The 10,628-nt window shown below is 70.4% G+C and carries 11 protein-coding genes; 4 read left to right on the top strand and 7 right to left on the bottom strand.

Annotation, left to right across the window (positions count from 1 at the left end; genetic code table 11):
* The 3 genes from CITRIK5_RS03390 to CITRIK5_RS03380 all read right to left on the bottom strand — a co-directional run.
* A partial coding sequence (locus tag CITRIK5_RS03390) for a reverse transcriptase-like protein (RefSeq protein ID WP_159833091.1) occupies positions 1 to 750 on the bottom strand: 750 nt, incomplete at its 3' end.
* An 81-nt stretch (positions 751 to 831) separates the two neighbouring features.
* Positions 832 to 1,566 (bottom strand): zinc ribbon domain-containing protein, encoded by a 735-nt coding sequence (locus tag CITRIK5_RS03385; RefSeq protein WP_073115522.1) that lies wholly within the window; start codon positions 1,564 to 1,566, stop codon positions 832 to 834.
* Positions 1,563 to 2,492, bottom strand: coding sequence for a Nif3-like dinuclear metal center hexameric protein (locus CITRIK5_RS03380; protein ID WP_159833089.1), 930 nt, complete (start codon positions 2,490 to 2,492; stop codon positions 1,563 to 1,565). The genes CITRIK5_RS03385 and CITRIK5_RS03380 overlap by 4 nt, the downstream gene beginning before the upstream one ends.
* A 113-nt stretch (positions 2,493 to 2,605) precedes the next feature.
* Here CITRIK5_RS03380 and msrA point away from each other — a divergent pair, with 113 nt between their 5' ends.
* The 3 genes from msrA to epsC all read left to right on the top strand — a co-directional run bounded on the left by msrA (position 2,606) and on the right by epsC (position 4,839).
* On the top strand, positions 2,606 to 3,187 hold the full coding sequence (gene msrA / locus CITRIK5_RS03375; RefSeq protein ID WP_012750832.1) for a peptide-methionine (S)-S-oxide reductase MsrA: 582 nt from the start codon (positions 2,606 to 2,608) through the stop codon (positions 3,185 to 3,187).
* A gap of 85 nt (positions 3,188 to 3,272) precedes the next feature.
* Positions 3,273 to 4,208 carry a cysteine synthase A gene (gene cysK / locus CITRIK5_RS03370; protein WP_134417063.1) on the top strand — a complete coding sequence of 312 codons (936 nt, stop codon included), beginning with the start codon at positions 3,273 to 3,275 and terminating at the stop codon, positions 4,206 to 4,208.
* A gap of 43 nt (positions 4,209 to 4,251) precedes the next feature.
* Positions 4,252 to 4,839: a serine O-acetyltransferase EpsC gene (gene epsC / locus CITRIK5_RS03365; RefSeq protein WP_020624780.1), complete on the top strand. Its 588-nt coding sequence runs from the start codon at positions 4,252 to 4,254 to the stop codon at positions 4,837 to 4,839.
* Positions 4,840 to 4,858: 19 nt separating this feature from the next.
* On the opposite strand, the gene gndA is transcribed toward epsC, so the two are convergent.
* From gndA to CITRIK5_RS03350, 3 genes are all read right to left on the bottom strand, one after another.
* The gene (gene gndA, locus CITRIK5_RS03360; protein ID WP_159833087.1) at positions 4,859 to 6,421 is read right to left on the bottom strand and encodes an NADP-dependent phosphogluconate dehydrogenase; all 1,563 of its coding nucleotides are present in this window, start codon (positions 6,419 to 6,421) and stop codon (positions 4,859 to 4,861) included.
* 81 nt (positions 6,422 to 6,502) lie between these two features.
* Positions 6,503 to 7,417 (bottom strand): polyphosphate kinase 2, encoded by a 915-nt coding sequence (gene ppk2 / locus CITRIK5_RS03355; RefSeq protein ID WP_069941184.1) that lies wholly within the window; start codon positions 7,415 to 7,417, stop codon positions 6,503 to 6,505.
* 204 nt (positions 7,418 to 7,621) lie between these two features.
* Positions 7,622 to 8,122 carry a hypothetical protein gene (locus CITRIK5_RS03350; protein WP_036312781.1) on the bottom strand — a complete coding sequence of 167 codons (501 nt, stop codon included), beginning with the start codon at positions 8,120 to 8,122 and terminating at the stop codon, positions 7,622 to 7,624.
* A gap of 138 nt (positions 8,123 to 8,260) precedes the next feature.
* Here CITRIK5_RS03350 and CITRIK5_RS03345 point away from each other — a divergent pair, with 138 nt between their 5' ends.
* A complete protein-coding gene (locus CITRIK5_RS03345) occupies positions 8,261 to 9,019 on the top strand; it encodes a hypothetical protein (protein WP_236557136.1) in 759 nt (252 codons plus the stop codon).
* 127 nt (positions 9,020 to 9,146) lie between these two features.
* On the opposite strand, the gene CITRIK5_RS03340 is transcribed toward CITRIK5_RS03345, so the two are convergent.
* A complete protein-coding gene (locus CITRIK5_RS03340; RefSeq protein ID WP_159833085.1) occupies positions 9,147 to 10,373 on the bottom strand; it encodes an ATP-dependent endonuclease in 1,227 nt (408 codons plus the stop codon).
* Positions 10,374 to 10,628 lie beyond the last annotated feature (255 nt).

The raw sequence follows: 10,628 nt of genomic DNA, 5'->3' as shown, positions 1-10,628 counted from the left end.
CCCCTGGTACGTCCGGCCCTCGGCCCACCCCTCGCCCGGCACGTAGCCGAGCTCGCCGAACAGCCAGCCGAGGCTCGCCTCGGCCGCCGCGAGGTCGGCGACCCAGATCTCCACGTGGTGCAGCCGGCCCGTGGGCGCGGGCGCCGGGGTCGCACCCTCCGGCGAGGCGACGGCGTCGGGCCCGTCCGCCTCCACGGCCCGGACGTCCGCGTCCGCGTCGAGGCCGGACCCGGCCACCGCCGATGCGGGGGTCGTGGACGCCTCCGCGGCGGTCGACCCCGCGGCCGCGGGGGCCGCGACCGGCACCTCGGACGCGCCCGCGTCCCATTGGCCGCCCCGCGCGCCGGCGTCCATGGCCTCGTTGGAGAGGCGGTCGGCGTCCTTGTTCCGGTTGCGCGGGATCCATTCGTAGGTGACGCGCTCGGGGGGCAGCACGGACCGGGCCTCGGCCGCGAGGCGCCGCATGTCCTCGTGCTTGATCTTCCACCGCCCGGACATCTGCTCCACCACGAGCTTGGAGTCCATCAGCACGTGCACCCGCGCCTCGGGGTCGAGGTCCCGGGCCATCCGCAGCCCGGCCACGAGCCCGGAGTACTCGGCCACGTTGTTCGACGCCTTCCCCAGCGGGGCGGCGTCGGTCCGGAGGATCTCGCCCGTGGCCGGGTCGCGCACCAGGGCACCATAGCCGGCGACGCCGGGGTTGCCCCGCGACCCGCCGTCGGCCTCCACCTGCAGGACTCGTCCGCTCACCGTGCGCCTCCTCGTGTCCGTGGTCGCGCCGTCCGACGCGGCCCCCCACTCTACTGATCGCGCCGGGGGCGGGGCCCGGGGTCAGTCCCGGATGAGGATGGCGCCGGACTCGGGGCAGCGGGCGACGGCGGCCGGCGGGAGGGCCCGGATGCGCGCGACCTCCGCGGGCGACAGCTCCGTGCCCGCGGCCGCGGACCGGTTCCCGACGAGCCGGGCCGCGCCGATGCCGCCGTTGCGCTCCCGCGCCTGCTCGTACAGGGCCAGCAACGACGCGGGGAACTCCGCGGCCAACGCCGCCCGGCGCTGGATGAGGTCCCGGCCGCGCTGGGTCACGGCCTGCCCCTCGCGGCGCACCTCCGCCGCGCGGGCCTCGACCTCGGCCCGCGCCCGCTCCAGGGCGGCGTGGCCCTGCGCGAGCCGGGACTCGGCGGCGTCGGCTGCCTCCATGGCCTCGAGGGCCGCGGCCTCGTGGTCGTCGAGCAGTGCGGTGAGCGTGTCGTCCTCGTGCTGCATGGCCTGCAGCTCCTTGGACCCGCCCTGGCCCGTTTCGAGCCGCTCCCGGGTCCGGTCCCGACGGGCGCGGGTGGCGGCGGCCTTCTCGGTGGCCTCGGCCCCCGCCCGGTCGGCGGTGCGGGCGGCGTCCTGCAGACCGGGCAGCGCCTCCTCGAACTCCTGCGCACGGGCGCGCAGCCGGGCGTGCTCCGGGTCCGCCTTGAGCCGACGGACGGCGGCGCGGGCCTGGTCCAGGGCCGTGTCGAGCTCCTGGAGCTCCAGCAGCCGGGCCTGGACGGCCGGCGATGCGGTGACCTCACTCATGCGTGACTCCCCTCGTCGGCCCGCTCTCCCCCGACCAGGAAGTCCCAGGGGTCGCTGCGGTGATCTGAGAACAGGGTGGTGACGCCCAGTCCCCGCTCCGCCAGGGCGGCCTCCAGGGCGCGGGCGCCATGCTCGAGCCACAGGGACTCGCTCGCCCAGTGCGAGACGTCCACGAGCGCAGGACGCCCCTCCCCCGACGCCGCCGTCTCCCGGGCCTCCGAGGCCGGGTGGTGGCGCAGATCGGCGGTCACGTAGACGTCCGCGCCGGACGCGCGGACCGCGTCGAGGAGGCTGTCTCCGGCACCGCCGCACACGGCGACGCGGCGGATGCGCTGGGCGGGATCGCCCGCCACGCGCACGCCGCCGGCCGTAGCGGGCAACGCCGCGTGCACGGCCCGGGCGAAGGCGGCCAGGTCGGTCTCCTCGGGCAGGTCGCCCACCCGGCCGATGCCTTCGGCCCCGGTGCCGGCGGCAGAGGTCGTCAGGGGCGAGAGCGCTCCGGTGACGCCGACGGCACGGGCCAGCACGTCCGAGACGCCACCCACGACGGCGTCGGCGTTGGTGTGCGCCGCGAGCAGGGCGATGCGGTGCTCGATCAGGGTGTGCAGCAGGCGGCCCTTGGCGGCGGCGGCATGCCCGACGGCGGCGACGGACGAGGTGCCGCGCAGCAGGAGCGGGTGGTGGGTGACCACGAGATCGGCCCCGCGGGCGACGGCCTCGTCGGCCACGGCCTGCACGGGGTCCAGCGCCCACAGGACGGTCCGCACCGGCGCCTCCGGGCGCCCGGCCACCGGCCCGACGGCGTCCCACGGCTCCGCCAGCTCCCGCGGCCACAGCCCCTGGACGACCTCGAGGACCTGCCCGAGCGTCGGCGGGGCCAGGGCATGCACCGGCGAGGCGGGGACGGCGGGACGGGACACGGTCATACCGGCCATGATGGCCCACCCGGCCCGGGCACGCACGACCCGACGGCCCTGGGTGACGGCACGGGGCGGCGTCGTCGGGAATGAAAAGCGCGGCCCGCGTTGCTGTGCCTGCCATGACCGACTCCCCCCGTACCGAGCCCCTCGGCGCCTCCGGCGCGCCCGCCGACGTCCGCGAGCTGACGCTCGCCGGCGGCTGCTTCTGGTGCCTCGACGCCGTCTACCGTCGCGTGCGGGGCGTGCTCGCCGTCGAGTCCGGCTACACCGGAGGCGACGACCCCGCCCCGAGCTACGAGTCCGTGTGCACCGGGACCACCGGCCATGCCGAAGCGGTCCGTGTGCGCTTCGACGCCGCCGTCGTGCCGCCCGAGGTGATCATGGACCTGTTCTTCACCGGCCACGACCCCACATCCTTGAACCGCCAGGGGGCCGACGTCGGCACCCAGTACCGCTCGGCCGTCTTCGCCCACGACGAGGCCGAGGCCCGGTTCTTCGCGGACGAGATCGCCCGGGCGCAGGCGAACTATGACAGCCCCATCGTCACACGCGTCGAGCCGGCGTCCGCGTGGCACCCGGCCGAGGACATTCACCAGGACTTCTATGCGCGGCGCCGTTCCAATGGATACTGCCGTGTGGTCATCGATCCGAAGCTCGCGAAGGTGCGCCGGAACTACTCCGCGTGGCTCGTGGACGCCTGAGCGGCGCCGCGGCTCGATAGCCTGACGCAGGAACACCCACTAGATCGCCCGCGCCCCGAGGCGCACCACCACCGGAGGTACCACCATGGCCCGCATCCTTGACGACATCACCCAGGCGGTCGGCGGCACGCCCCTGGTCCGGCTGAACCGCCTCGCGAAGGACCTGCCCGGCGACGTCGCCGTGAAGGTCGAGTTCTACAACCCGGCCAACTCGGTGAAGGACCGCATCGGCACCGCCATCGTCGACGCCGCGGAGGCGAACGGCGAGCTGACCCCCGGCGGCACCATCGTGGAGGGCACCTCCGGCAACACCGGCATCGCCCTGGCCATGGTCGGCGCGGCACGCGGCTACCGCGTGATCCTGACCATGCCCGAGACCATGTCCACCGAGCGCCGCGTGATGCTCAAGGCGTTCGGCGCCGAGATCGTGCTGACCCCCGGGGCAGACGGCATGCGCGGCGCCCTCGAGCGCGCCCAGGAGATCGTCCGCAGCACCCCGAACTCCATCTGGGCCCAGCAGTTCGCGAACCAGGCCAACGTCCAGGCCCACTACACGGGCACCGGCCCGGAGATCTGGGACGCGTCCGAGGGCGCCGTGGACGTGTTCATCGCCGGCGTCGGCACCGGCGGCACCATCACGGGCGCGGGCCGGTACCTGCGCGAGCAGAAGCCGGACGTGAAGCTCATCGCCGTCGAGCCGGCCGACTCCCCCATCCTCTCCGGCGGCCAGGCCGGCCCCCACAAGATCCAGGGCATCGGCGCGAACTTCGTGCCGGAGATCCTCGACACCGACCTCTACGACGAGGTCTACCCGGCCACCTTCGAGGAGTCCATCGAGACCGCCCGCCGGCTCGGGACCGAGGAGGGCATCCTCGGCGGCATCTCCACCGGCGCGATCATCTCGGCCGCCCTCAAGGAGGCCGCCAAGCCCGAGTCCGAGGGCAAGCTGATCGTCGCCATCGTGTGTGACTTCGGCGAGCGCTACATCTCCACCGCCCTCTTCGAGGACATCCGCGGCTGACCGCCGCCCGCTCACCGACCGCACCGACCCGAAGGGGCCGCCCGTGGGACTGTTCTCCCGCATCAAGGAAGACATCGCGACCGTCCGCAGCCATGACCCGGCGGCGCGCGGTGACCTCGAGGTGGCCCTCGTCTACTCGGGTCTGCACGCCGTGTGGGCGCACCGCGTCGCGCACCGGATGTGGCGACATGACCGGTTGAAGATGCCCGCGCGCGTGCTCTCGCAGGTCACGCGCGCGGCCACGGGCATCGAGATCCACCCCGGCGCGTCGATCGGCCGTCGGTTCTTCATCGACCACGGCATGGGCGTCGTGATCGGCGAGACCGCGGAGATCGGTGACGACGTGATGCTGTACCACGGGGTCACCCTCGGCGGCCGCTCCCTGGCCAAGGTGAAGCGGCACCCCACGCTGCGCGACGGCGTCGTGGTGGGGGCCGGCGCCAAGATCCTCGGACCCGTCGAGATCGGGGAGGGGACGGCGGTGGGCGCCAACGCGGTCGTCGTGAAGGACACCCCCGCCGACGCGATCGCCACCGGCGTGCCGGCCACCGTCCGCCCGCGCAAGGGCCCGGCCGAGGGCAAGCCGCTCGTGGACCCCGCGGAGTACGTGGACCCGGCCCTCTGGATCTGAGGGCCGGGTCCACGCCGGGTCAGTCCTGCGTGGGGTCGCCCTCGGTCGGCTGCGGCATGACCACGGGCACGCCCTCGCCGTCGACCTCGGTGCGGTCGCCGGACCACAGCGTGTGGAACGAGCCCTCGCGGTCCACGCGCAGGTAGGTGTGGGCGCCGAAGTAGTCGCGCTGGCCCTGCACGAGGGCGGCCGGCAAGCGGTCGGCCCGCAGGCCGTCGTAGTACGCCAGGGCCGAGGAGAACACCGGGACCGGCACGCCCGCGGCGACGGCGGTGCCGACGACGCGGCGCCAGGCCGGCAGGGCCTCGGCGATCGCCTGGGCGAACTCGGGGGCGAAGAGCAGGTTGAGCGGCTGGCCGGGGGCGCGGGTGCCCGGCGCCGGATGGCGGGAGGTGTCGCGGCCGCCGAAGGCCTGCATGATCACGTCGAGCAGGTCGGCGCGGATGATGCAGCCGTCCCGCCACAGCGAGGCGATGGTGCCCAGGTCCAGCGACCAGCCGTACTCCTCGGCGGCGGCCGCGAGCATGTCCATGCCCTGCGCGTAGGCCACGAGCTTGGAGGCGAACAGCGCCTGGCGCACGTCCTCCACGAACGCGTCCGTGTCCTGCGGGACGCGCTGCGCATCCTCGTCGACGCCGGCCGCGAGGGTCTCACGGGCGACCTCGCGCACCGCGCGCTGAGAGGACAGCGAGCGGGCGAAGACGGACTCGGCGATCGCGGCCACCGGGGAGCCGACGTCGAGACCCGAGATCGCGGTCCAGCGGCCGGTGCCCTTCTGGCCGGCCTCGTCCACGATCACGTCCACGAGCGGGCGGCCCGTGGCCGCGTCCACCTGCGCGAGCACCTCGGCCGTGATCTCGATGAGGTAGGAGGCCAGGTCGGTCTGGTTCCACGCCGTGAACACCTCGGCCTGCTCGGCGGGCTCGAGGCCGCCCACACGGCGCAGCAGGTCGTAGGCCTCGCCGATGACCTGCATGTCCGCGTACTCGATGCCGTTGTGGACCATCTTCACGTAGTGGCCGGCGCCGTCCGTGCCGACCCAGGCGCAGCACGGCTCCCCCTCGAACTGCGCGGAGATCTTCTCGAGCATCGGACCGAGGGCCTCGTAGGACTTCTCCGGACCGCCGGGCATGATCGCCGGACCGTGCAGGGCACCCTCCTCGCCGCCGGAGACACCGACGCCCACGAAGTGCAGGCCCTTCTCGGCGAGGGCCGCCTCGCGGCGGCGGGTGTCCTCGTAATGGGAGTTGCCGGCGTCGATGACGATGTCGCCCTCGTCCAGCAGGGGGACGAGCTGGTCGATGACGGCGTCCACGGGGGCGCCCGCCTTGACCATGATGAGCACCCGGCGCGGCACGGCGAGGGACTGCACGAGCTCGGCGAGCGTCTCCGTCGCCACGAACGCACCCTCGTCACCGTGCTCGGCCACGAGCTGGTCCGTGCGGGCCCGGCTGCGGTTGTGCAGGGCCACCGTGTAGCCGTGGCGGGCGAAGTTGCGGGCGAGGTTCGCGCCCATCACCGCCAGGCCCGTGACGCCGATGTCGGCGGCGCCGACGGGGACGGTGGTGGTCTGCTCGGTCATCGCGGGTGGCCTCCTGTGGCTCGGACGGTGGGACGGGCCGTGCCGGACACGGACCCGCCCCCCAGCCTACGTCGACCGCGGTCAGTCCCCCACGGCGTCGCGGCCGCGGCGCACGATCAGCGGGTCCGGGGTGCCGACGACCTCGTGGTCCTTGCCCTCGTACTCGAACTGGGACAGGAAGTAGCGCATCGCGTTGAGGCGGGCCCGCTTCTTGTCGTTGGAGCGGATGGAGATCCACGGGGCGTGGTCCGTGTCCGTGTGGAGGAACATGGCCTCCTTGGCCTCCGTGTAGGCCTCCCAGCGGTCCAGGGACTCGAGGTCCATGGGCGAGAGCTTCCACTGGCGGACCGGGTCGATCTGGCGGATCGCGAAGCGCGTGCGCTGCTCGGTCTGCGTGACGGAGAACCAGAACTTGGTGAGGTGGATGCCGTCGTCCACGAGCATCTTCTCGAACAGCGGCACCTGGTTCATGAAGCGGCGGTACTGCTCGTCCGTGGAGAAGCCCATCACCCGCTCGACGCCGGAGCGGTTGTACCACGAGCGGTCGAACAGCACGATCTCGCCCGCCGTGGGGAAGTGCTGGATGTAGCGCTGGAAGTACCACTGGCCGAGCTCACGGTCCGAGGGCTTGTTGAGGGCCACGACGCGCGCGGTGCGGGGGTTCAGGTGCTCGGTGAAGCGCTTGATGGTGCCGCCCTTGCCGGCGGCGTCGCGGCCCTCGAAGACGATGATGTGGCGCTGGCCGGTGTCCTCGCCCCAGTACTGCAGCTTGAGCAGTTCGATCTGCAGGCGGTACTTCTCCAGCTCGTACTCCTCGCGCGTCATGCGCGTCTCGTACGGGTAGTCCTCCTTCCACGTCTCCACGGCACGGCCCTGCGGATCGATCAGGTCGGGATCGTTGGTGTGACCGTCCGAGACGGTGTAGCCGCCGTCGCGCAGCTTGTCGATGAACTCGCGGAGGTTCTCGCGGGGGGCGTCGGGCTGCAGCAGCTCCATGGTCCGTCTCCTTCACTGGGTGCGTCACCGTGCCCGCCCGTCCCCTCCTCGGTACGACGGCGGCGGGCCGCGGCCTGTGCTCTGTCCATCATTATGGGCGGGCGGCGGACGAGGAAGCCGGGCCCGGCGGCGCAGCCGGGTGAACAGCAGGTGAACCCTGGGAGGCGAACGGTCGCGGCCCCGGGCCGGGGAGGACCGGCCGGCTCAGCCGCGCGGGCCGACGCCCAGGAGCTCGTCGATCGCCGCGACGGCGGCACGCGCCGCGTCGACGTCGGCGAACTGCGCGACGGCGTCGTCGTACCGGCGGTGCCCGGGAAGCTTGAGGCCGACGGAGGCGCCGTCCGTGGCGGGGAGGATCCAGATCCGGCCGCGCGGCTCGACGTCGCGCTGCTCGGCCACGTCGGCCTCCTCGAACTCGCGGTCGTAGCCGGCCCACTCGATACCGGGCCGCGGGGTGTCGGCACCGTCGAGGACGTCACGGCCGCCCATGCGCAGACAGGTGACGGACTGCAGGAGCGCGTCCAGGGTGCGGGCGGCGGCCTTGCCGGCCAGCTCGTCCTGGAAGAGGGCGAGGATGGACCATTGCCCGTCCTGGAGGAAGAGCATGGTCTGCTGCGCCTCGCCCCCGGTGATGACGGCGAGGTGACGGGCGGCGCCGTCGGGACGTGCGGGCAGCTTCCAGAAGCCGAGGGGGGTCGCGGACATGCGCTCCACCCTAGTGCGCCCCGGACGCCGACGACGCGCCGCCGCCCGGCCCCTGCCCCGCATCCCGGGTTGAGTTGTCGCGGGTGCGCGGGCCCGTCACCCGCGACAACTCAACCCGCGTTGCGGGAGGGTGGGCCGATGGGCCTGCTCCGCGACCTCCTCACCCGCCGCCCCGCACGCGACCGCTCGTCCGACCCGACGGCGACGCTCGGCCGGCACCTCGACAACGCCGCGGCGATCGTGGCCGCCGCACGCCGGGCGGACGTGCCCCTCCCGGTGGCGGCGGCCCTGGCCGAGCTCGAGTCCGGTGGCCGGAACGTCTTCGGCCACGACGCCGGCGGCGTGCACAGCGCCCCGCGCGGGACGGACGTCCCCGTGACCCGTGAGCGCTACGAGGAGCTCGTGGCCCGGGTGGCGCAGGGGGAGACGTCCAACGGCGTGGGGCCCGCGCAGATCACGTGGCCGCCGTACTTCGCGCAGGCGGCGGAGCGCGGCCTCCGCCTGTGGGAGCCGGAGGACAACCTGGCCTTCGGGCTGGAGATCCTGCGCGGGCACCTGCGCGGCGACCTCTCCGCGGAGGGGATCGCCCGGGCGGGGACGGTCTACAACACCGGCACGCTCGACGCCGACGTCACCGCCTACGGCCGCCGCCTCGCCGCGGCGACCCGCGCGTGGGCCGAACGCCTGGGCGAACCCGCCCCGCCGCCGTCGGGAGCAGATACCGCACAGGGCACGGTGCCCCATCCACGAAACGCTGGTCGAGTGGGGCTGGTCCCGCGGCCCGGCTTCGCGACACGACAACCCGCCTTGCAGGGAAGACGGAGAGCCGCGGCGAACTCGCTCAGGTCAGGCTGGTTAATAAGACCTAGGCGCGCGTGCCGGCGGAAGTCGAGATGAGAGCCCGCTGGCCCAGCCTCGCGGGGCGACAACCCACCGAGTGTTTAGAAGCAACTACGAACGACTACCTCACCAGGCGCAAGCAGGGGCTGCGGAAAACCAGTACCTCGGCCATCAGCGAGCCCCATCATCGACGGCCAGGGCGCCATGTGCAGATCGCCCTTTCGAGTGCACTCAAAAGTGTCCGCCACCGCGTCGCCCACTCGTCCAAATCAGAGGATTGCTCCGCCCGGTCGCGTAGCCACGCACCGGCTTGCTTCTTTTTGGAATCTTCAAAGTCGATTGCCGTTACTTCGTCCGACGCATCAACGATAAAGTGACGAAACCAAGATGGATGTTCGGAGTGAAGCTCTCGAAGAAATTCGTCAGGAAATAAACCTTCGATAGCGAACCCGTTTCGCACGGTCACGTAATCTGCGTTTGGATCGAACCCAGACCCGATCCTTCCCAAGTGACCAGCCAACGCTTTAACAGCACGAACGCCCGCTTCGTCGCCGTCAAAGACTGAGATTGCTACTGTCTCTGGCCGAATGTGAGCGTAGTTAGCATGCAGAAATCCTTCCAGATTCTTTACACCGTCAAAAGAGCGGAAGTCTGCACGATCCAGTTCGGGGTAGTTGCTGGATCCAAGCACCTTGACTGCCCAGCGAATCATTTCAATATCAGAACGGCCTTCTGTAAAAATATTTACGGTTGACAATCCAAAAAAGTCGCCAAACTTGACGCCCAGCGACCCGCGAAGGACGTCCGTAGCTTCTCGGCTGGTCGAGAACCGTCGCACACGCGTATGGCCACTCTTATCTAGGTCAGTCGCCGCAATGGACCACTCAGTCCTCGGAACCATTGTTAGATCGTGAGTCGTTCGAACCACCTGTCCATTCAGCTCCAGGGAGCTGAGAAGCCCAAGAGCAGTCCCATATAGATCGGGATGAAGATATGATTCGGGTTCCTCAATTAACCACAGGGAGTTGAGACCCGCCTCTTTTTCCTTCTCGGCAATCCACACAAAACACGAAAGCATCGCCAGTGCCTGAATTCCGCGACCTTTCATGAACGTTGATGTTCGAGCAGGATCGGAAAGGTAGAAGTCCATGTCAGCCAAAAAAGCTCCCGGGATATGTCCGGGCAAACCGAAATCGACCTCGTAGCCTTCCAAGCCCGCAGAGCAGACAATACTTGTCAGCTTTTGAGACACATTTTTCAATGCGAGTTGGATCGCATCAATCTCCGATGACAGTTCCCTCGCTATAGCACTTTTCACCATGGGTGAGATATGCTCTCTAAAAATATCTTCACTGCTATTCGAAGACGGAATGAAATGTATGCTGGTACTTTCAATAACACTTTCTACCACCTCCTTTAAAAGCTGAGAGTGGCGCGCGCTATTTTCTCGAGGAACCCGGGTTGTTGAATCGGACGATAGTCTGTAGACCGGATTATCATTCCTGGAAAAGATCAACTGGAGAACAATTTCATCGATATCTCGGCTTCTTGGCGGGTCATAAAGAGAGAAGAGTTGATCATATTTTGCAAATACTTCAGCATCCTCTGCTCCAGTGAACTGAAACGTCGCGGTTAGTGTTGTCTGAGCGGAGCCAGAGCCAAACGT

Origin of the sequence: Micrococcus sp. 116 (genome assembly GCF_902506395.1) — a bacterium.
GTDB classification, from domain to species: Bacteria; Actinomycetota; Actinomycetes; order Actinomycetales; family Micrococcaceae; genus Micrococcus; species Micrococcus luteus.
This window is presented reverse-complemented; position numbering and strand designations above follow the sequence as displayed.

Bases quoted from the DNA above. Each gene is read 5' to 3' on its own strand.
- CITRIK5_RS03385 (WP_073115522.1), bottom strand. From the start codon at position 1,566: ATGAGTGAGGTCACCGCATCGCCGGCCGTCCAGGCCCGGCTGCTGGAG.
- ppk2 (WP_069941184.1), bottom strand. From the start codon at position 7,417: ATGGAGCTGCTGCAGCCCGACGCCCCCCGCGAGAACCTCCGCGAGTTC.
- cysK (WP_134417063.1), top strand. From the start codon at position 3,273: ATGGCCCGCATCCTTGACGACATCACCCAGGCGGTCGGCGGCACGCCC.
- CITRIK5_RS03345 (WP_236557136.1), top strand. From the start codon at position 8,261: ATGGGCCTGCTCCGCGACCTCCTCACCCGCCGCCCCGCACGCGACCGC.
- CITRIK5_RS03380 (WP_159833089.1), bottom strand. From the start codon at position 2,492: ATGACCGTGTCCCGTCCCGCCGTCCCCGCCTCGCCGGTGCATGCCCTG.
- msrA (WP_012750832.1), top strand. From the start codon at position 2,606: ATGACCGACTCCCCCCGTACCGAGCCCCTCGGCGCCTCCGGCGCGCCC.
- gndA (WP_159833087.1), bottom strand. From the start codon at position 6,421: ATGACCGAGCAGACCACCACCGTCCCCGTCGGCGCCGCCGACATCGGC.
- CITRIK5_RS03350 (WP_036312781.1), bottom strand. From the start codon at position 8,122: ATGTCCGCGACCCCCCTCGGCTTCTGGAAGCTGCCCGCACGTCCCGAC.